Below are 21,635 nucleotides of genomic sequence, written 5' to 3' on the forward strand. Positions count from 1 at the left end.
GCATGCGCGAACCCGGTTTATTGAAACCTGCGATCCTGTGGTTGCTGCTGTTGGCGCCGCTGTTTTTCAGCACCTACGGCTTTGCCACCTGGGTCACCAGCCAGCGCAGCGACGTCGGCACGCTGGTGTTCGGCTGGGAAACCCATATGCCGTTCTGGGCCTGGACCATCGTGCCCTACTGGTCCATCGACCTGCTCTACGGCTTCTCGCTGCTGCTGCCCACTAGCCGCCATGAACTCAAACAACACGCGCTGCGCCTACTGACCGCTCAGGTGATTGCCGTGAGCTGCTTCCTGATCTGGCCGCTGCGGTTCACCTTTGAACGGCCGGCGCTGGATGGCGTATTCGGCTGGCTGTTTGCCGTGCTGGCAGGCTTCGACAAACCGTTTAATCAGGCACCGTCGCTGCACATCGCGCTGCTGGTGATTCTGTGGATCATGTACCAGCGCCACAGCCAAGGCTTCTGGCGCTGGATGGTGCACGGGTGGTTCGCGTTGATCGGTATTTCGGTGCTGACCACTTATCAACATCACTTTATCGACTTACCCACAGGCGCCCTCGCCGGCTGGCTATGCGTGTGGCTGTGGCCGCTGGAGCACCCGAGCCCGCTGTTGAATGCGCGGCTTACGCGGGATCGAAAACGCTGGCGGCTGGGCGTGCGCTACGGCCTGGGCGCGCTGGCATTGGTGATTCTCGCGTTAACGCTCGGCGGTTGGTGGCTGTGGCTGCTGTGGCCGGCGGTTTCCCTGGGTTTGATCAAGGCCAATTACTTGGTACTCGGCGCGCCGGGCTTTCAAAAACGGCTCGACGGCACGCTGACGCCTGCCGCGCGCTGGCTGTATGCGCCTTACCTTGCGGCCGCGTGGATCAACTCACGCCTGTGGACACGCAAGTATCCACAGCCCGACCTGATTGTGGATAACGTCTGGCTCGGTCGAATACCCGCCGCACGCGAGCAAGGTTCATTCAAGGCGATCGTCGATTTGTGCGCCGAATTGCCGATTAATCCACAGGGCCGCGCTTATGCATGCGTCCCCGTGCTGGACCTAATTGCGCCGACACCCGCCGAATGCCTGCAAGCCGCCCAAGCCATTGAACGCCTGCGCGCAAGCGGGCCATTACTGGTGTGCTGCGCCCTCGGTTACTCACGCAGCGCCACGGCCGTTGCTGCCTGGCTGCTGCAGAGTGGGCGCGCCACAACCGTGGACGAGGCACTGGCTATTATTCGTACAGCACGGGCCCATGTGGTCCTGCACCCCGCTCACCGCGAAGCTTTGGAGGGTTTAGCCCATGCCCGCTGATATGGAACTCCAGGTGGTCGCCAGCCTGCTGCGCCGTGGTCGCTCGCTGGATCAGTTATCCACAGGCCTGACACTGCTCGGCGTGCTTTTCGGCCTGGCCCAGCTGCTGATGGCGAGTGTCGCGCCAATCTGCCTGCTGCTCAGCCTGTGGATGATTGTTCTCGGGCTGCTGCAAAAGTACTGGGCGCTGCGCGTCGCCTTCGATGCCGACCTGTTCGCGCTGCTCGCTCGCGACACCGAGCGCACCCCCGACCTCGACCAGGCCCTGCAAACCCTTGGCCTGCAATCGGCCAAGCGGGTCGGCCGGCCCTGGACCGAACGCCGTCGCGGCGCCCTCAAACTGCTGCGCAAGCAGGCCTGGCTGCTGGGCGCACAAATGCTGCTGACCCTGGCCGTGATCCTCGCCAGCCCTTGGCTACCTTTCGCCGGATAAGGAATCCCCATGTTCGAACCTGTGGTTGCCACCCTGATCACCTCAATGGCCCGCACCGTAACCGGCGCCCGCAGCCTGTGGCTGGGGTGCGCGCCGGTGCCGGTGCAGCGCATCTATTTCGCCAACCACAGCAGCCACGGCGACTTCGTGCTGGTGTGGGCATCCTTGCCGCAGAACCTGCGCACGTTCACGCGCCCGGTGGCCGGCAGCGATTACTGGAACAAAAGTGCGCTGCGTCGTTACATCATCAACCGCGTGTTCAACGGCGTACTGATAGATCGCGAACGCAAAGACCCTGTGGATAACCCACTGCAGCCTATGCTTGCCGCCCTGGAAGGTGGCGACTCGCTGATTATCTTCCCCGAAGGCACGCGCAATCTCGAAGACGGCTTGCTGCCCTTCAAGAGCGGCCTGTACCACCTGGCAAAAAGTTACCCACAGGCCGAATTGATCCCGGTGTGGATCGCCAACCTCAACCGGGTCATGCCCAAGGGTCGCGTGCTGCCGCTGCCATTGCTGTGCACCACCAGCTTTGGTGCTCCCCTGCAATTGGAGGATAACGAAGACAAAGCCGCCTTCCTCGCCCGCACCCGCGACGCCCTGCTTGCCCTTGCCCCGGAGCATGTCTGACATGGATAGCCAAACCCTGATGTTGTTCGGCGGGATCGGCGCCATCCTGGTGCTCGCCTCGCTGATCGGCCTGATCCTCAAGTTGCGCACCCGCGGTACGCCAAATGCGGTCGTCGACAACCTCAACGCCCGTATCAATGCCTGGTGGGTGATGGTCGTGGTGATCGGCATCGCCTTCTGGCTCGGCACCGGTGCGGTGATCCTGCTGTTCTACGCGGTGTCGTTCTACGCGCTGCGCGAATTCCTCACCCTTACCCCGACCCGCCGCAGTGACTACCCGGCGCTGGTGGCCGCGTTCTACCTGGCCTTGCCGCTGCAATACCTGCTGATCTATTCCGACTGGTACGGGCTGTTCTCGATCTTCATCCCGGTATACGTGTTCCTGCTGCTGCCGATCCTCGCTTCGCTGGGGGGCGACAGCACGCACTTCCTGGAGCGCGCGTCGAAGGTGCAATGGGGCCTGATGATTGCAGTGTTCTGCGTGTCCTTCGTCCCCGCCCTACTGACCCTCGACATTCTTGGCTACGAAGGTCGCAACCTGTTGCTGATCGCCTACCTGGTGATCGTGGTGCAGCTGTCGGACGTGCTGCAGTACGTGTGTGGCAAGCTGTTCGGCAAACACAAGATCGCGCCCAACCTGTCGCCGTCCAAAACCGTCGAAGGCTTTGTTGGCGGGATCCTGCTGTCATCCCTGATCGGCGCAGCGCTGTGGTGGACCACGCCGTTCAACCCGTGGCAGTCGTTCTTGATCGCGCTGCTGATCAACCTGCTCGGCTTTGCCGGCGGCATTGTGATGTCGGCGATCAAGCGCGACCGAGGCGTGAAAGATTGGGGCCATATGATCGAAGGTCACGGCGGGATGCTGGACCGGCTGGATTCGGTGTGTTTTGCCGCGCCGATTTTCTTCCACCTTGTTCGCTACTGGTGGACCTGAGACATACCACCTCAAGCTCAACGCGGATCAATGTGGGAGCTGGCTTGCCTGCGATGGCGGTGGGTCAGCAACCCATCTGTTGACTGATACACCGCTATCGCAGGCAAGCCAGCTCCCACAGTGGTTTTGTGGGGTTTTGAAGTGCTCAGCCTGGCAAATGCCCCAGCGGCAAGGCGCCTGGGGTTTTCACGGTCTGGATCGCAAAGTTGCTGCGGATGTCCCTCACGCCGGGCAGTGCGGTCACCGCCTCCCGAAAAGCATTGGCCTCGGTGTCGTTGTGCCGCTCCACCTTCACGCCGACGAACACCATCATGCCCAGGCCCACTTCATCGCGGTCCAGGGTGGCTTGATAGCCGCGAATCACCCCGGCTTCTTCCAGCAGCCTCACACGGCGCAAACAGGCCGATCTCATCCGCCAGTTGCACGTTACTCAGCAATCGCTCGGCGCAGCGCCTGCAGCAGTGGTTATTCGGCAGCCTTTTGATCGGTTTTGCGGTGCGTCTCACTTTTGTGCAACACGCCTGAGCGTTTGCGGCCTATTCACGTCATCTTTTGTATCAAAGACGCGTGTAAGATACGCCGCACTTAGCCAGGGATGCTCACCATGTTTGATGCGTTGAAAGCGATCAGTCGCCGTTTTCTCGGCCTGTTAACCACGGTGGTGAGTGCCCTGTTCGGCCAATGGCAGCCGCCTTTCTGGCTGCGCGCCATCGGCCGAGGCTTTGCGAACCTTGGCCGCAACGCTCGCGCCTATCCGCGCCAGGCCGGCGCCGGCGTGTTGGGCCTGGTGTTACTGGCTGGCGCCGGGTTCTACGGCTGGCACTGGTATTCAAACCTGCCGCAGCCGCACACCGTTGGTTATTCGTTGCACAAGCCAAACCTGACGGATTACACCCAGCAACCGCCGGTGGTGGATAACTTGCAGGTGCGTTTCGCCGAATCCGTGGCCCCCTTGGCGGCGATTGGCAAACCGGTGACTGAGGGCATCACCCTCAAACCCACCGTGGCAGGCGCCTGGCGCTGGTCCGATGACCGCACTTTACTGTTCGTGCCAGAAAAAGACTGGCCAGTAGACGCCCACTACACGCTGGACCTGGCGAAGAAAAACCTCCTGGCCGACGGCGTGTTGCTCAGCCAGTACAGCAGCCAGTTTTCCACCCAGCCATTCCGCGCCACCCTGGCACAAAACGAGCTGTATCAAGACCCGTCCAACCCGACGCTGAAACAGCTGGTCGCGACCTTCCACTTTTCCCACCCGGTGGATGAAGACAACCTGCGCAAGCGCGTGTCTGTGAGCCTCGGCAAAGGCCTGGCCTACCGCGACGCGCAGTTGCCCAACCGCCCGGAAATCACCTTCGACGACAACAAGCTCAACGCCTACGTACGCTCCGCCGCCCTCGCCACGCCGCTGGAAAGCACGCCGGTCAGCGCCAGGCTCGACGAAGGCATCAAGGCCCGTGACGGTGGCAACGCCAGCACCGCGCCGCTGGTGTCGGAAGTCATCGTGCCCGGCCGTTATCGCCTGACCTTCACCGGCGCCGACGTCAGCTTTGTCGACAATGAACGCGGTGAACCGGAACCGGTGCTGATGTTCAGCAGCTCCAGCGCCGTGGCCGATGACACCATTGCCGGTAAGGTCCAGGCGTGGCTGCTGCCGGAAAAAGCCCAGGACGACACCCGCCCCTATACCAGCAACGACATCGACGACGCCCTGCTCGCCCGCAGCACCAAGGTCGCCCTGACCCATGTGCCCAGCGTCGAGCCGCTGAACACCTTGCACGCGTTCAAGTTCAAGGCCCCGGCCGGTCGCGCGCTGTATGTGCGCGTGCCCGCCAACCTGGAAGCCATCGGCGGCTATCTGGCGAAAAACCCTACAGCCTCGTTGATCAGCATGCCGGCGTATCCGCGCACGCTGCAGTTCCTGTCCAACGGCGCGCTGCTGAGCCTCAACGGCGAAAAACGCCTGGGCTTCATGGCCCGTGGCGTGCCCGGCGCCCACGTGGAAATCGCCCGCCTGTTACCCAACCAGTTGCAACACCTGGTAGACCAGAGCAGCGGCAGTTTTGCCCGGCCGAACTTCGGCAATGAATACTTCGACCGCATGGTGGAGCGTCAGTCGCTGGATATTCCGCTGTCGTCCAATGACCCGGCGAAAACCGTCTACGACAACGTTGACCTGAGCCACTACCTCACCGCCAACGGCGGGCGTCGTGGCATTTTCGTGCTCAAGCTCAGCCCTCAGGATGACCCCGCAGAACGCACGTTCGAATACGACCGCAGCAGTACCAGCGACCTGCGCTTTATCGTGGTGACTGACCTGGGCATCATCGCCAAGCGTTCCAGCGACGGCAGCCATGATGTGTACGTGCAGTCGATCGGCAATGGGTCGCCGGTGGCCGACGCACAGGTCGACATCATTGGTCGCAACGGCCTGCCGGTCAGCAGTGGCCGTACCGACACCGAAGGCCATGCGCATTTCGCCAAGCTGGATGAACTGCGCCGTGAGAAAACGCCGCTGATGTATGTAGTCACTCGCGGCAATGACCAGTCCTTCCTACCGATTGCCCGTCAGTCGCAGCAGCTGGATTTGTCGCGCTTTGATGTAGGCGGTTTGGAAGAAGACGGCGCGATTGATCGCCTCAGCGCCTACCTGTTCACCGACCGCGGCCTGTATCGCCCTGGCGAGACTGCGCACTTGGGCATGATCGTGCGCAGCGGCAACTGGAAAGGCGCCCTGCAAGGCCTGCCGGTGGAGCTGCAAATCACCGACCCGCGTGGCCTGGAAGTGATTCGCCAACCCCTGAAGTTATCCACCAGCGGTTTTGAAACCTTTGATTTCCCCAGCAGCGACGTCGCCCCCGCAGGCGATTACACCGCGACCTTGCAGTTGATTGGCGAGAAAAACACCCGCACCGACCTGGGCAGTGTCAGCTTCAAGGTTCGCGATTTCGAGCCGGACCGCATGAAGGTCAGCCTGAGCCTGCACGACACGCCAGTATTGGGCTGGATTCCACCGGACCAGGTGGTGGCCAAAGTCACTGCAATGCACTTGTTCGGCGCTCCGGCAGCCGGCCGCCGGGTGACGGCGAAGATGTCCTTGAGCCCGACGCTTGCGGCCTTCGACCGTTATCCCGATTACCGCTTCCGCCTCAACAACTCATTGGAAGACGCCAGCACCGAAGACCTCGCCGAAACCACCGTCGACGAAAACGGCCAGGCCGTGCTCGACCTTAACCTGCAACGCTTCGCCAACAGCACCTATCGCCTGCAAGTTATGACCCAGGTGTTCGAGGCTGAAGGTGGGCGTAATGTGGCGGCGCAAAGTGCACTGCTGGTGTCGTCCGCGCCTTATCTGGTGGGTGTGAAAAGTCAGGATTCGCTGTCGTACGTCGCCAAGGACACCCCGCGTCAGGTGCAGTGGCTGGCCGTCGCGCCGGACCTCACGCCATTGGCGGTGGACGGCCTGACCAGTGAAGTGGTCGAGCACCGTTATGTGTCGGTGTTGGTGAAACAGTCCAACGGCACCTACAAATACGAGTCGCGCATCAAGAACATCAGCCAGCCCGCCTCGCCATTGACGATGACCAAGGACGGCGCCAGGCAGACCCTGAACACCGGTACGCCAGGCGATTTCACCCTGCAACTCAAGGATGCCAACGGCAACCTGCTCAACCAGATCGACTACAGCGTGGCCGGACGTGGCAACACGTCGCGCTCCCTGGAGCGTAATGCCGAGTTGCAGCTGCGCCTGGATAAACGCAGCTACGCCACCGGCGATGAGATTGCGATCAGCATCCGCGCGCCGTACACCGGCGCGGGTTTGATCACCATCGAGCGCGACAAGGTTTACACCCAGCAATGGTTCAAGGCCGACAGCACCAACAGCGTGCAACATATCCGCGTGCCTGCAGGCCTTGAGGGCAATGCCTACGTCAACGTGCAGTTTGTGCGCGACATTGGCTCGTCCGAGGTTTATATGAGCCCGCTGTCCTACGGCGTGGTGCCGTTCAGCATCAACCTCGATGCGCGGCGCATGGCGCTGAAGGTCGAAGGCCCGGCGAAGATCGAGCCGGGGCAAACTCTGGACATCAAGGTCACCGCCGACCGCCCAGGCCGCGCGGTGGTCTACGCGGTGGACGAAGGCATTCTGCAAGTGGCGCGCTACCAGGCGCCGGACCCGTTGGGTTTCTTCTTCCAGAAGCGCGCACTGGAGGTCGGCACCAGTCAGATTCTTGACCTGATCCTGCCGGAATTCAGCCGCTTGCTCAGTGGGGCAGCGCCCGGCGGCGATACGGAAGGCGCCCTGGCCAACCACCTCAACCCGTTCAAGCGTAAACATCAGCCGCCGGTGGCGTGGTGGTCCGGGCTGGTGGACCTGCCGGCCGGTGAAACCGTGCTGCATTACCAGGTGCCGGACAACTTCAACGGCAAGCTGCACCTGTTTGCGGTGGCGGTGGATGCCGACAGCGTCGGTGTGAGCGAGGCCAACACCGAGGTGCGTGGGCCGATCGTGATCACACCGAACGTACCGGCTTTTGTCGCGCCGGGGGATGTGTTCAACGTGAGCGCCGGGGTGTTCAGCAACCTCGACGCGGCGGCCGACGTGAAGTTTGAAGTGCAGACCAGCGACGGCCTCACCGTGCAGGGTGACAAAGGCAGCACCTTGTCATTGCAGCCGCGCAAGGAAGGCACCGCCGAGTTCAAGATCAAGGTCGGCGAAACCCTCGGTTCGGCGGACCTGCGCTTTATCGCCGTGCTGCCAGACGGCAAACGCATCCAGGTAGCAGAAACCACCTCGATCCGCCCACTGAGCGAACATCGCGTGGCCCTGAGCCTGGGTCGTTTCGACAGCGCCAGCAAAGAGCTCAAGCCAACGCGCGAGCTGTTCAGCCAGCTGCGCGACGTGCAACTGGGCGTGGCGGCCTCGCCGCTGGTGTGGGCCAACGGCCTCAAGCATTACCTGGATGACTATGGCTATGCCTGCACCGAGCAATTGGTGTCCAAGGCCATGCCGGCGTTGATCTGGGGCGGCACCGCGCCAGAAGCCGAGCAAGCGTTCAACAGCGCAGTGCGTATGTTGCGCCAACGCCAGAACCAGGCCGGTGGTTTCGGTTTGTGGGCCGCCAACCCGGATGTGGCGCCTTATGCCAGCCTGTACGCCACCGACTTCCTGATCGAAGCCAAGGAGCGTGGGCTGCCGGTGCCGGAAGATTTGCTGGTGCGCTCCAACGCCTACCTGACAGAACTGGCCAACGGCCCGAGCGAAGGCCTGTCGGAATTGCGCAACCGCGCCTACGCCAGTTACCTGCTGAGCCGTCAGGGAATTCTGGTAAGCGGCGCCTTGAGCGATATCCGCGAGCGCTACGAGAGTTACTTCAAAGACACCTGGCAGAACGACCTGGGCGCCGCTTACCTGGCCGCCAGCTACAAGCTGCTCAAGCAGGACCGCCAGGCCGATACGCTGTTCCGCAAAATCCCATGGCGCTCCCTTGTGGATAAGTGGGACAGCGACGGCCTGTATTACGACCCGCTGGTGCACGACGCCGAACACTTGCACCTGCTGGCACGCCACTTCCCTGAATTGCTGGACGATGTACCAGCAGCCTTGCTGGATAAGCTCGGCAAGCGTCTCAACGAGCAACGCTACAACTCGCTGTCGGCCGCTCTGCTGCTGCGTGCCCTGGACAACTATGGCCAGCGCGCGCAAAGCGACATGACCCTCAAAGCCACCGCCTGGCTGGGCGACAAGCAGCAGCAACTGCTGGAAATGGCCGGTCAGCCGCCACGCGCCGCCGTACCGGGTGCCACGCAAAAACTGGTGATGGAAAAAACCGACGGCCCGGCCGCGTTCTACATGCTCAGCGAGGCCGGTTTCGACAAGGGCGCCAAGCTCAAGCCGATCAACAATGGCCTGGAAATCATCCACGAATACCTCGACCTCAAAGGCGAGCCGGTGAGCAAAGTGGCGGTGGGTGATGAGTTCCTGGTGCGTCTGCGCCTGCGTGCGACCGACCGCGACCAAGTGCAACAAGTGGCCGTGGTCGACCTGCTGCCCGGCGGCGTCGAGCCTGTGTATAACTTGCCGCCGGAGCCGGAAACCGCCAGCGCCGATGAAAGTGAAGGCGACGATTCGGAGTACGTGGAAACCGCCGACGAGGATGAAGCGGATGCCTGGCAGGCGCCTATCGGCGAAACCGAACTGAGCAACTGGCAGCCGGACTACGTGGACGTGCGCGATGATCGGGTGGTGTTGTACGGCACCGCGCTGCGCGATGTGGGCACTTTCGTCTACCGCGTGCGCGCCACCAACGCCGGCACCTTCAACACGCCACCGGCCTACGCCGAAGGGATGTACGAAACCACCCTGCAAGGGCGCGGCAAAGTAGGCCAGCTTGAAATTACCAAGCCTTAAACGCCTGACGCCGCTGCTGGCAGCGGCGGTGGTGCTGGTGGGCTTGCGGTTGTGGCCGCACGCCCCGCTGGAACAGGCCGTCACCTCGTCGCGGGTGGTGTTGGCCGACGACGGCGCGCTGCTGCGCATGACGTTGGCGGATGACGGCCAATACCGGTTGTGGCTGCCGCTTGCGCGCATGTCGCCGTCACTGGTCGAGGCGTTGCTGCTCAAGGAAGACCGCAATTTTTATTGGCACCCGGGGATCAATCCCCCGGCGTTGCTGCGCGCGGCCATGGCCACCTACAGCGGCGGCCAACGCCAGGGTGGTTCGACCTTGAGCATGCAACTGGCGCGGCGCTTGTGGGATTTGAACACTCGCCAGGTGCCGGGCAAGTTGCAGCAGATGGCCTTGGCGTTGTGGCTGGAGGCGCGCTACAGCAAGCACGACATCCTCGAGGCCTACCTGAACCTGGCGCCCATGGGCGGCAATATCGAAGGCGCCGAGGCGGCCAGTCGCATTTACTTTGGCAAATCGGCAGCTCAGTTGTCGTTGTCGCAAGCGCTGGCGCTGGCGGTGATTCCCCAGCAACCGGGGCGACGCGCGCGCTTCGGGCCCTCGCTGCAAAACGCGCGGCTGCGCTTGATGGCCGACTGGCGCGAGACTTATCCACACGACCCACGAAACGACAGCTTGCTGGACTTGCCGCTGGAAGCGCGCAACCGTCAGCAAATCCCGTTTCTGGCGCCGCACCTGAGCGAACAGTTGCTGGCTTCACAGGCTGGCAACGAGTTGAACACAACCCTCAACCTGCCGCTTCAGCAACTGCTCGAGCGCCTGATTACCGGCTTTATTGCCGAGCGACGCAGCACGGGTGTGGAAAACGCCACAGCGATCCTGATCGACAGCCGCGACCAGAGTGTAAAAGCGCTGGTGGGCTCGGCGGATTACTTATCCACAAGCATTCACGGGCAGGTCAACGGCGTGTTGGCGCGGCGCTCGCCGGGATCGACCCTCAAGCCGTTTCTGTATGGGCTGGCGCTGGATCAGGGTGTGATCCACCCCATGAGCATCCTCAAGGATTTGCCGAGCAACTTTGGCTACTTCCAGCCGGAAAATTTCGACGGCAGTTTTATCGGGCCGCTGACAGCGCGGGATGCTTTGATCCGTAGTCGCAATATCCCGGCGGTGTGGCTGGCCAGCCAAGTCAAATCACCCTCGCTGTATGGTTTGCTACAACGCGCCGGCATCCAGGGCCTGCGCGGCGAAAGCCATTACGGCCTGGCGTTGGCCCTCGGCGGTGGTGAGATGACGCCCGAGGAGCTGGCGCGGCTGTATGTGATGCTGGCCGGTGACGGGCATCTGCGGCCGTTACGGTATTTGCAGGAACAGCCGCCATCCACTGGACCGCAACTGCTCACGCCGCAGGCCGCGTTTATGGTGCGCGACATGTTGCGCCGCAACCCACGGCCGGATGGCTTGCCGGGCCGCCGTTGGCGCACCGCGTGGAAAACCGGCACCTCGTGGGGTTTTCACGATGCGTGGAGCGCGGGTCTGGTCGGGCCGTACGTGCTGGTGGTGTGGGTGGGTAACTTCGATGGTCGACCAAACCCTGCGTTTATCGGCGCCAAGACCGCTGCGCCGTTGTTCTTTCGCATCGCTGACGCCCTGCCGCTGGCGCTGCCCAACGTGGTGATAAAACCTGACAAACCACCCGCCGGGTTGGTGCGCATCGACGTGTGTGCCGCTTCCGGTGAGTTGCCCAACCGCTGGTGCCCGCAAACCCGCAAGACCTGGTACATCCCCGGCGTGTCGCCGATTCGTGTGTCGAACCTGCACCGCCCGGTGTTGATCGACACCCGCACTGGCAAGGCCGCGTGCCCGCCATTCGATGCGCAATACACCCGTGAAGAAGTCTTCGAATTCTGGCCAAGCGATGTGCAGCGCCTGTATCGCGCCGCCGGCCTGCCCCGGCGCACGCCGCCTAATGTAATGAAAAATTGCCAGCCCAACCGCATCAGCGACCAAAGCGAAGCGCCGCAGATTCGCTCGCCGCTGACCCAGGTGAGCTACCAGTTGCGACTGTCCCAGCCGCAGGAAAGTATCCCGCTCAATGCCAACGCGGCCAGCGACGCAACCACGCTGTACTGGTTTGCCGACCAGACGCTGATCGGCCAAGGCCCGCCGCAAACCACGTTGAACTGGCGGCCGGGCAAGTCGGGCGAATACCGGTTGCGGGTCAGCGATGATCAGGGCCGCAGTGCGAGCCGCGGGTTGAAGGTGGAGTTTGTGCCGTGATCACATCGCTCATGACTGGGTAATGTGGTGAGCAGGCTTGTTGTGGCGAGCGGGCTTGCCCCGCGTTGGGCTGCGCAGCAGCCCCAATAAGGGCACTGAGGTGTTCCTAATAAAACTCAGCGTCTGGTTTTGGGGCTGCTGCGCAGCCCAACGCGGGGCAAGCCCGCTCGCCACAGAGGGATTTGGCAGCCTTTTAGAGTTGTTCTAGATCAGGCGTCTTCATCGCCGAAACTGGCTTTGCCTGCGCTCTTGGCAAAATGGTTGTACGCCGCACCCAGCTTGCGTTGCTCGAAGATCGAAAACACCAACGTGCCGAGCAGGATCAGCATCCACACCAGAAACAGCTTCAAGGTATCCACCTGAGCCACAAACAGCAGCAGCGTGACCACGCCGCCGATGACCATGCCCAATCCCATCCACGCACCCAGCACACGACCCACCGCCAGGCGCATGCCTTTGGGCAGGACCAGCCGGGTCGCCATCATCACCACGATGATCGTCAGGAAAAAACCAAACGCCGCCATGAACGGAATCGGGAAACCGCCCTCGCGGTACAGCCAGGCCAGCAGCCGATACACGGGGCCCAGTGGCTCCATTTGCTGATACGTGTCGGGACCGGGTAAATGCAGTTGGGCGAAATGCGCGGGCGTCATGGCCATGATGCCCACGCCGATCATCCCGACCACGGCCGCATAGAAACCACCGGCACGCCATAGCGGCGCCAGCACGCGAGTGTTTTCTACATCCTGGGTCAGCGCCAGACCGAACACCGCGTAGCGCTGTTTGCCTTGGGCAATCGCAGGTTTGCCGTCGCGCTCACAGGCATCGCCAATCAGCATCACGTCCAGGTCCTGGACCAGCAGGATTTCGCCTTGGCGTCGGGAACTGCCGACGAGTTCGTAGTCGTCGGGGGCCTTGTTGCCGAACAGATCAATGCCTTCGGCGATCACGCGGATCTCACCCGTTGCATCCTGCAGGCGAAAGTCATTGCAGCGCGCCTCGCCGGATACCCGGCTCCAGCTCCAGCGCCCGTCGTCGTCTTTCTTGCCGTCCTCGACAACCCAGACATAGCCCACGCACGGCTTGCCATTCACCGGCGACAGCTGGGTTTTGTCGGCAATCACTTTGCCGCGCACTTCCACCAAGCCCATCGCCAGCGAGCGAATCTGGCTGGTGGCCAGCCGCTGTTCGGTTTTATAGAAACTGGGCCCGAAGCTGAGCAGCAGGCCGACCAGAATGCCCACAGGGAAAAACAGCGCGATAAAAATGTGCGGTGCATAAGCAATCAAGCTGATGAAGCCTGCGAGCAACACCAGCGCCAACGCGGTTTTCCACTTGGGTTTCTTCGCGACGACGCCTGCCTGGGTGGTTTTCATGCCCCCGGCACCTCAAGCTTTACGCCTTCGTAGCGGGTTTCTTCGGCGCTGATCGCCAGCAACGGAATACGCTGATAGCTGAGCATTCGCGCAAAGAACAGGTCTGGGAACACCGCGATGGCGATGTTGTAGAGGTTGACCGACTCGTTGAAGAACTCACGCCGGTCGGCAATGCGCTCTTCCACGGCCGAAATGGCCTGCTGCAACTCGACCATGTTCGGCCCGGAGATCAACGCCGGATAACTCTCCGCCACCGCAATCACCGATTTGAGCGCGGCATTGAGCTGGTTGGACGCATCGACCTTGTCGTTGAGGCTGCTGGCATTCAAGTATTGGTTACGCGCATCGCTCAGCCGCGTAAACAGCGCGTTCTCGTGGTTCATGGCGGTCTGCACCACCCGCATCAGGTCGGGGATCTGGTCGGCCCGTTGCTTGAGCAGCACGTCAATGTTGGCGAACGCCTTATCCACATCATTACGCCGCATGACCAGGCCGTTGTAGACCCCGACCATCCAGCCGATCACGCCCACGACAATGATCAGCACGACGATGCCGGCGATTAGCAGTTCGATATTCATGGTGAAGGCGTCCCTGGCTGAGTTATCCACAGGGAGGCATTCTAGGGGTAAAGCCTGACGGCGCGCCCGGCAGTAGCGCACAGATTCGACAGGAGGTCGTTAGGGGTACAGGATCAGCTGGTTTTCCACTTCCACGGGGAAAGTCTTGTCGGTGAAGCTAACGATCTGATCCTTACAACGCCCGAAACAGCGCGCATAAAAAACCCCGATTACCGGGGTTCTGGTGCCGCCATCTCGATGTAGCTGGATGTACCGCCGCCCATCGCGCCCGACAACCACCCCCACTCGAACGCCAGCGTGGTAAGCCCGGCTTGATTCACGCCGACCGTGCCGCGTGACCAACCGGCAAGCAGCTCACCGTCCAGCGTCAGGCACTGAAACAGAAGCTCGAGGGTGTTGGAGCCCGTCACGCGCCCGACCTGCTGGCCCGTGCGGATGCGGCCACCCTGGTAAGTGCCCGTAATAGCGTCACCCTCGACCCGGTAATGAAACACCGTACCCGAGCCGGAAAGCCCTTGGGTGTTGGTCGTTACCGCAAAGCGGCGATCGTTCAAACGTTCGCGCAGTTGGGAAAAGTCAGGTTGCATCGAGGTCGCGTCCTTGCGTGGAGGCTGGAGACCCGGTGCGGGCCTCCAGCGTGTGCCGTATTACTCCACCGTCACCGACTTCGCCAGGTTACGCGGCTGGTCCACGTCGGTGCCCTTGAGCACGGCAACGTAGTAGGACAGCAACTGCAGCGGGATGGTGTAGAGGATCGGTGACAAGGTGTCGTGGATATGCGGCATGTTGATGACGTGGGTGCCTTCGGCGTTGGTCATGCCGGCTTTTTCGTCGGCGAACACGATCAATTGGCCGCCACGGGCGCGCACTTCCTGCAGGTTGGATTTGAGCTTTTCCAGCAGTTCGTTGTTGGGCGCGACGGTGACCACCGGCATGTCGTCATCCACCAGGGCCAGTGGGCCGTGTTTCAGCTCACCGGCTGGGTAAGCTTCGGCGTGGATGTAGGAGATTTCCTTGAGTTTCAGCGAGCCTTCCATCGCCACCGGGTACTGCGCGCCACGGCCGAGGAACAGGGTATGGTTTTTGTCGGCGAACAGTTCGGCGACTTTTTCCACCGTGCTGTCCATGGCCAGGGCTTCGCCGAGGCGGGTTGGCAGGCGGCGCAGTTCTTCGACCAGCGTGGCTTCGACGCCTTCGGCGAGGGTGCCGCGGACTTGGCCCAGCGACAGCGTCAGCAACAACAAGCCAACCAGCTGGGTGGTGAAGGCTTTAGTGGAAGCCACGCCGATTTCGCGACCGGCCTGGGTCAGCAGGGTCAGGTCGGATTCGCGCACCAGGGAGCTGATGCTGACGTTGCAGATGGCCAGGCTGGCGAGGAAGCCCAGCTCTTTGGCGTTGCGCAGGGCCGCCAGGGTGTCGGCGGTTTCGCCGGACTGGGAGATGGTCACGAACAGGGTGTCGGGTTGCACCACCACCTTGCGGTAGCGGAACTCGCTGGCGACTTCGACCTGGCACGGGATGCCGGCCAATTCTTCGAGCCAGTAACGCGCAACCATGCCGGCGTGGTAGCTGGTGCCGCAGGCGACGATCTGCACATTGCGCACTTTGGCGAACAGCTCGGCGGCTTGTGGGCCGAAGGCGTTGACCAACACTTGGCTCTGGCTCAGGCGGCCTTCCAGGGTGCGTTGCACCACAGACGGTTGCTCGTGGATTTCCTTGAGCATGAAATGGCGGAATTCGCCTTTGTCAGCGGCTTCGGCACCGTCACGGTATTGCACGGCTTCGCGTTCGACGGAGTTGCCGTTGACGTCCCAGATCGCCACGCTTTCGCGGCGGATGTCGGCGATATCGCCTTCTTCCAGGTACATGAAACGGTCAGTCACCTGGCGCAGCGCCAGTTGGTCGGAGGCGAGGAAGTTTTCGCCCAGGCCCAGGCCGATCACCAATGGGCTGCCACTGCGCGCGGCAACCACGCGGTCTGGCTGGCTGGCGCTGACCACGGCCAGGCCGTAGGCGCCGTGCAGCTCTTTAACGGTGGCCTTGAGGGCGACGGTCAGGTCGCCGAGGTCCTTGAGCTTGTGGTTCAGCAGGTGGGCGATGACTTCGGTGTCGGTGTCCGAGGTGAACACGTAGCCCAGGCCTTTGAGCTGCGCGCGCAGCACTTCGTGGTTCTCGATGATGCCGTTGTGCACCACCGCCAGGTCACCGGAGAAGTGCGGGTGGGCATTGCGTTCGCATGGCGCACCGTGGGTGGCCCAACGGGTGTGGGCGATGCCCAGACGGCCAACCAGCGGCTCGCCGAGCAGGGCTTGCTCCAGTTCACTGACCTTGCCCGGGCGACGCATACGCTCAAGCTTGCCGGCGTTGGTAAAGACCGCCACACCGGCGCTGTCGTAGCCGCGGTATTCCAGGCGCTTGAGGCCTTCAAGCAGGATGGCGGTGACGTTGCGTTCAGCGACTGCGCCTACAATTCCACACATGGTTTTCTCCTAGATGATTGCCGCGCATATCAGCGTAATGCCGCGGTCTTGGATCTGGTCGCGGGCCTCAAGCGGCAGGCGATCATCGGTAATAAGGGTATGGACGCTGCTCCAGGGCAGTTCCAGGTTGGGAATCTTGCGGCCGATCTTGTCGGACTCGACCATCACCACCACCTCACGGGCGACCTCGGCCATCACGCGGCTCAGGCCCAGCAGTTCGTTGAAGGTGGTGGTACCGCGCTGCAGATCGATGCCGTCGGCACCGATGAACAGTTGATCAAAGTCGTAGGAGCGCAGCACTTGCTCGGCCACCTGGCCCTGGAACGAGTCCGAATGCGGGTCCCAGGTGCCGCCGGTCATGAGCAGCACCGGTTCGTGTTCAAGCTCGCTTAAGGCGCTGGCCACGTGCAGGGAATTGGTCATCACCACCAGGCCGGGCTGATGGCCCAGCTCGGGGATCATGGCGGCGGTGGTGCTGCCGCTGTCGATGATGATGCGCGCGTGTTCACGCAAGCGCATCACGGCCGCACGTGCGATGGCGCGCTTGTAAGCCGAGATGGGCTGGGCGGCGTCGCCCACCAGCTCCTGAGGCATGGTGATGGCGCCCCCGTAGCGGCGCAGCAACAGGCCATTGCTTTCCAGCGCGGCCAAGTCCTTGCGGATGGTGACTTCCGACGTTTCGAAACGCTTGGCCAATTCGTCCACGCTGACTTCGCCCTGTTCATTGAGCAAGGTCAGGATGTTGTGGCGTCGTTGGGGAGTATTTCGTTTCGACATGATGATGATAGGTTTCGTTTCGAAAGATAACGAAGGCAATCAAAACCTATTGGCGAAAGATCGTCAAGCAGCGCGAACAAAATTTTTAAGCCCACCACACCGCAAATGTGGGAGGGGGCTTGCCCCCGATAGCAAAGTGTCAGTCGATTCGTAAGCTGACTGATCTACCGCCATCGGGGGCAAGCCCCTCCCACATTGATTGTGGATAACTCAGGTCTTTTTGATTTTGACCGGGCGTTTCCAGCCGTCGATGTTGCGCTGGCGGGCGCGGGCTACGGCCAGTTGCGACTTATCCACATCCAGGTTGATGGTTGAGCCCGCAGCAGTGTTGGATCCGTCGCCGATAGTGACGGGAGCAATCAGCGAGTTATTCGAGCCGATGAATACGTCCTCGCCAATCGTCGTCTGATACTTGTTCGCACCGTCGTAGTTGCACGTGATCGCACCCGCACCGATGTTGCTGCGAGCACCAATCACCGCATCGCCCAAATAAGCCAGGTGGCCGGCCTTCGCGTCGTCGCCCATGCGCGCGTTCTTCAGTTCGACAAAGTTACCCACATGCGCCCTGGCCCCCAATACGCTGCCCGGACGCAAACGCGCGAATGGGCCAGCATCGCTGCCCTCGCCCATCACCGCACCGTCGATATGGCTGTTGGCTTTGATCACCACGCCTTTGCGCAGGGTGCTGTCCTTGATCACGCAGTTCGGGCCGATCACTACGTCGTCTTCGATGATCACGCGACCTTCGAGGATCACGTTGATGTCGATCAGCACGTCGCGGCCGACGCTGACTTCACCGCGTACGTCGAAGCGCGCCGGATCGCGCAGGGTCACGCCCTGGGCCATGAGACGGCGGCCTTCGCGCAGCTGGTAATGACGCTCCAGCTCAGCAAGCTGCTTGCGGTCGTTGGCGCCCTGCACTTCCATGGGGTCGTGGGGCTGCTCGGTGGCGACCAGCAGGCCATCACTCACGGCCATTTCGATCACGTCAGTGAGGTAGTACTCGCCCTGGGCGTTGTTGTTGGACAGGCGGCTCATCCAGTCAGCAAGCTTATTGGCCGGCACCGCGAGAATCCCAGTGTTGCCTTCAGTGATGGCGCGCTGGGCTTCGCTGGCGTCTTTGTGCTCAACGATGGCCGCGACCTTGCCGTCGGCATTGCGCACGATGCGGCCATAACCAGTGGGGTCATCCAGTTCGACGGTGAGCAGGCCCATCTGGCCAGGCACGACGTGCTTGAGTAGGCGTTGCAGGGTTTCCACTTCGATCAACGGCACGTCGCCGTAGAGGATCAGGACTGTGTCGGCGCTGATGAACGGCACGGCCTGTGCGGTGGCGTGGCCGGTGCCCAGCTGTTTGTCCTGCAACACAAAATTCAGGTCATCCGCCGCCAGGCGTTCACGCACCACGTCGGCGCCGTGGCCGATCACTACGTGAATCCGCTGGGGATCCAGTTGCCGGGCGCTGTGGATAACATGGCCGAGCATGGAATTACCCGCGACCGGGTGCAGCACTTTGGGCAGGGCCGAACGCATGCGAGTGCCCTGGCCTGCGGCGAGGATGACGATTTCAAGAGACATGAATGGCTACCAATCCTGGGCGGTCCGGCTTCAGACCAGAGAAGTGTTTTGCAAAAAAAGAAAAAGGGTAGCCGAGGCTACCCTTTTTAATCAATCGCACATGAAGCATGACGGCTGGGCCGCTTACTTCTTGCGGATCTGCTGGAGCGTGCGCAGCTGAGCTGCAGCCTCGGCCAGACGTACAGCAGCAGCGCTGTAGTCGAAGTCCGCGCCCTTTTCGTTCAGGGCCTTCTCGGCAGCCTTGACGGCTTCCTGAGCGGAGGCTTCATCCAGGTCGCCAGCACGTTGCACGGTGTCGGCAAGTACCTTGACCATGTTCGGCTGAACCTCGAGGAAACCACCAGAGATGTAAAACACCTCCTTTTCCCCGCCTTGCTTGGTCAGCGTGATCGGACCTGGCTTCAAGCTGGTGATCAACGGCGCGTGGCCCATGGCAATACCCAGGTCACCGAGTTCGCCGTGTGCAATCACCATTTCTACCAGACCGGAGAAGATTTCCCCTTCCGCGCTGACGATATCGCAATGGACTGTCATAGCCATCTGATTGCCTCAACCTGATGAGCGCCCGTTGCCGGGCGCCGGGATTACAGTTTCTTGGCTTTCTCGATCGCTTCTTCGATGCCGCCGACCATGTAGAACGCTTGTTCTGGCAGGTGGTCGTAGTCACCGTTGAGGATGCCTTTGAAGCCAGCAATGGTGTCTTTCAGGGAAACGTATTTACCCGAAGCACCGGTGAAGACTTCAGCCACGAAGAACGGCTGCGACAAGAAGCGCTGGATCTTACGAGCACGGTTTACCAACTGCTTGTCGGCTTCCGACAGCTCGTCCATACCCAGGATCGCAATGATGTCCTTCAGTTCTTTGTAACGCTGCAGCACGTACTGAACGCCGCGAGCGGTGTCGTAGTGCTCCTGGCCGATCACGTTCGGGTCCAGCTGGCGCGAAGTCGAGTCGAGTGGATCGACCGCTGGGTAGATACCCAGGGAAGCGATGTCACGGGACAGAACGACGGTGGCGTCCAAGTGGGCGAAAGTGGTCGCAGGCGACGGGTCAGTCAAGTCATCCGCAGGTACGTATACCGCTTGGATCGAGGTGATCGAACCTTCTTTGGTCGAAGTGATACGTTCTTGCAGAACGCCCATCTCTTCAGCCAGGGTCGGCTGGTAGCCTACTGCCGAAGGCATACGGCCCAGCAGTGCGGATACTTCAGTACCGGCCAAGGTGTAACGGTAGATGTTGTCGACGAACAGCAGAACGTCGTTACCTTCGTCACGGAACTTCTCGGCCATGGTCAGGCCAGTCAGTGCTACGCGCAGACGGTTTCCCGGCGGCTCGTTCATCTGACCGTAAACCAGTGCCACTTTGTCCAGAACGTTGGAGTCCTTCATCTCGTGGTAGAAGTCGTTACCCTCACGAGTACGCTCACCCACACCGGCGAACACGGAATAGCCGCTGTGCTCGATGGCGATGTTACGGATCAGTTCCATCATGTTTACGGTTTTGCCTACACCGGCACCACCGAACAGACCGACTTTACCGCCTTTGGCGAACGGGCAAACCAGGTCGATAACCTTGATGCCGGTTTCCAGCAGATCGTTGCCGCCAGCTTGTTCGGCGAACGAAGGTGCTGGACGGTGGATGCCCCAGCGCTCTTCGGTGTCGATCGGGCCAGCTTCGTCAATCGGGTTGCCCAGTACGTCCATGATCCGGCCCAGGGTCGCTTTACCGACCGGTACGGAGATGGCTGCGCCAGTGTCGACAACGTCCAGACCGCGCTTCAAGCCTTCGGTGGAACCCATCGCAATGGTACGAACTACGCCGTCGCCCAGCTGCTGCTGAACTTCCAGAGTAGTTTCCGCGCCTTGTACTTTCAGCGCGTTGTAGATGCTCGGTACGCTGTCGCGTGGAAATTCCACGTCGATAACGGCGCCGATGATTTGAACGATACGTCCGCTACTCATAGCTGGATCCTCTGAATATTTGAACCGTTAAACCGCGGCAGCGCCGCCGACGATTTCCGAGATCTCTTGGGTGATCGCAGCCTGACGCGCCTTGTTGTAGATCAGCTGCAAATCGCTGATCAGATCACCGGCGTTATCGGTAGCGTTTTTCATCGCGATCATCCGCGCCGCTTGTTCAGCTGCGTTGTTCTCGACCACCGCCTGGTACACCTGCGACTCCACGTAGCGCACCATCAAGCCGTCAAGCAGCTCTTTGGCGTCTGGTTCGTAGAGGTAGTCCCAGTGGTGCTTGAGTTCCTGATCCGGAGTCGCCACCAGTGGAATCAATTGCTCCACGGTTGGCTGCTGGGTCATGGTGTTGATGAACTTGTTGGATACCACGGACAGGCGGTCAATCCGGCCTTCCAGGTACGCATCCAGCATCACCTTCACACTGCCGATCAAATCATTGATCGACGGCTCTTCACCCAGGTGGCTGATAGCTGCAACGACGTTACCGCCGAAGTTACGGAAAAAGGCCGCACCCTTGCTACCAACAACACACAGATCGATCTCGACGCCGTTTTCGCGGTTTACCGCCATGTCCTTGACCAGGGCCTTGAACAGGTTGGTATTCAGACCACCGCACAAACCACGGTCACTGCTCACTACCACATAACCCACACGCTTAACGGCGCGGTCGATCATGAACGGGTGGCGGTATTCCGGGTTGGCGTTGGCCAAATGCCCAATTACCTGGCGGATACGTTCCGCATAAGGACGGCTAGCAGCCATGCGCATTTGTGCCTTGCGCATTTTGCTGACCGCCACTTTTTCCATGGCGCTGGTAATCTTTTGCGTGCTTTTGATGCTCGCAATCTTACTGCGAATCTCTTTTGCGCCTGCCATGTAACACCT

General features: G+C 61.4%; 15 protein-coding genes and 2 pseudogenes. 7 read left to right on the forward strand and 10 right to left on the reverse strand.

Annotation, left to right across the window (positions count from 1 at the left end; all coding sequences use genetic code 11):
* Positions 1-2: 2 nt before the first annotated feature.
* The 4 genes from FPT15_RS02860 to FPT15_RS02875 are packed head-to-tail and all read left to right on the forward strand — an operon-like array spanning position 3 to position 3,298.
* The gene (locus tag FPT15_RS02860; protein ID WP_145158375.1) at positions 3-1,301 is read left to right on the forward strand and encodes a phosphatase PAP2/dual specificity phosphatase family protein; all 1,299 of its coding nucleotides are present in this window, start codon (positions 3-5) and stop codon (positions 1,299-1,301) included.
* A complete protein-coding gene (locus FPT15_RS02865) occupies positions 1,291-1,734 on the forward strand; it encodes a hypothetical protein (RefSeq protein ID WP_119741217.1) in 444 nt (147 codons plus the stop codon). The genes FPT15_RS02860 and FPT15_RS02865 overlap by 11 nt, the downstream gene beginning before the upstream one ends.
* Before the next feature lie 9 nt (positions 1,735-1,743).
* Entirely contained in the window at positions 1,744-2,364 is a 621-nt protein-coding gene (locus tag FPT15_RS02870; protein ID WP_145158377.1) for a 1-acyl-sn-glycerol-3-phosphate acyltransferase, read from the forward strand.
* Between the two features lies 1 nt (position 2,365).
* On the forward strand, positions 2,366-3,298 hold the full coding sequence (locus tag FPT15_RS02875; protein WP_145158380.1) for a phosphatidate cytidylyltransferase: 933 nt from the start codon (positions 2,366-2,368) through the stop codon (positions 3,296-3,298).
* A 145-nt stretch (positions 3,299-3,443) separates the two neighbouring features.
* Here FPT15_RS02875 and FPT15_RS02880 read toward each other — a convergent pair.
* Positions 3,444-3,774: pseudogene (locus FPT15_RS02880) on the reverse strand (Lrp/AsnC family transcriptional regulator).
* On the opposite strand from FPT15_RS02880, the pseudogene FPT15_RS02885 reads away from it, so the two are divergent.
* The 3 genes and pseudogenes from FPT15_RS02885 to pbpC all read left to right on the forward strand — a co-directional run.
* Positions 3,740-3,823, forward strand: a pseudogene (locus FPT15_RS02885) (LysE family translocator); the annotation flags it as partial. The pseudogenes FPT15_RS02880 and FPT15_RS02885 sit on opposite strands and share 35 nt — an antisense overlap.
* A 79-nt stretch (positions 3,824-3,902) precedes the next feature.
* Positions 3,903-9,710, forward strand: coding sequence for an MG2 domain-containing protein (locus FPT15_RS02890; protein ID WP_145158383.1), 5,808 nt, complete (start codon positions 3,903-3,905; stop codon positions 9,708-9,710).
* The gene (gene pbpC, locus FPT15_RS02895; RefSeq protein WP_145158385.1) at positions 9,691-11,988 is read left to right on the forward strand and encodes a penicillin-binding protein 1C; all 2,298 of its coding nucleotides are present in this window, start codon (positions 9,691-9,693) and stop codon (positions 11,986-11,988) included. The genes FPT15_RS02890 and pbpC overlap by 20 nt, the downstream gene beginning before the upstream one ends.
* A gap of 209 nt (positions 11,989-12,197) precedes the next feature.
* On the opposite strand, the gene FPT15_RS02900 is transcribed toward pbpC, so the two are convergent.
* The 9 genes from FPT15_RS02900 to atpG form a co-directional block, all read right to left on the reverse strand.
* Entirely contained in the window at positions 12,198-13,364 is a 1,167-nt protein-coding gene (locus FPT15_RS02900; RefSeq protein WP_145158387.1) for a hypothetical protein, read from the reverse strand.
* Positions 13,361-13,942 carry a LemA family protein gene (locus FPT15_RS02905; protein ID WP_145158389.1) on the reverse strand — a complete coding sequence of 194 codons (582 nt, stop codon included), beginning with the start codon at positions 13,940-13,942 and terminating at the stop codon, positions 13,361-13,363. Before FPT15_RS02905 ends, FPT15_RS02900 begins: the two co-directional genes overlap by 4 nt.
* Positions 13,943-14,151: 209 nt before the next feature.
* Entirely contained in the window at positions 14,152-14,529 is a 378-nt protein-coding gene (locus tag FPT15_RS02915) for a hypothetical protein (protein WP_145158393.1), read from the reverse strand.
* A gap of 60 nt (positions 14,530-14,589) precedes the next feature.
* The gene (gene glmS / locus FPT15_RS02920; protein ID WP_145158395.1) at positions 14,590-16,422 is read right to left on the reverse strand and encodes a glutamine--fructose-6-phosphate transaminase (isomerizing); all 1,833 of its coding nucleotides are present in this window, start codon (positions 16,420-16,422) and stop codon (positions 14,590-14,592) included.
* 9 nt (positions 16,423-16,431) lie between these two features.
* Positions 16,432-17,202 (reverse strand): DeoR/GlpR family DNA-binding transcription regulator, encoded by a 771-nt coding sequence (locus FPT15_RS02925; protein WP_178119651.1) that lies wholly within the window; start codon positions 17,200-17,202, stop codon positions 16,432-16,434.
* Positions 17,203-17,409: 207 nt separating this feature from the next.
* A complete protein-coding gene (gene glmU, locus FPT15_RS02930; protein WP_145158399.1) occupies positions 17,410-18,777 on the reverse strand; it encodes a bifunctional UDP-N-acetylglucosamine diphosphorylase/glucosamine-1-phosphate N-acetyltransferase GlmU in 1,368 nt (455 codons plus the stop codon).
* Between the two features lie 123 nt (positions 18,778-18,900).
* Entirely contained in the window at positions 18,901-19,317 is a 417-nt protein-coding gene (locus FPT15_RS02935; RefSeq protein WP_003177061.1) for a F0F1 ATP synthase subunit epsilon, read from the reverse strand.
* Positions 19,318-19,361: 44 nt separating this feature from the next.
* Positions 19,362-20,738 (reverse strand): F0F1 ATP synthase subunit beta, encoded by a 1,377-nt coding sequence (atpD, locus tag FPT15_RS02940; protein ID WP_017135118.1) that lies wholly within the window; start codon positions 20,736-20,738, stop codon positions 19,362-19,364.
* Between the two features lie 27 nt (positions 20,739-20,765).
* The gene (gene atpG / locus FPT15_RS02945) at positions 20,766-21,626 is read right to left on the reverse strand and encodes a F0F1 ATP synthase subunit gamma (protein ID WP_003233565.1); all 861 of its coding nucleotides are present in this window, start codon (positions 21,624-21,626) and stop codon (positions 20,766-20,768) included.
* Between the last annotated feature and the right edge of the window lie 9 nt (positions 21,627-21,635).

Origin of the sequence: Pseudomonas sp. RGB (assembly GCF_007713445.1) — a bacterium.
In the GTDB taxonomy this organism is placed as follows: domain Bacteria; phylum Pseudomonadota; class Gammaproteobacteria; order Pseudomonadales; family Pseudomonadaceae; genus Aquipseudomonas.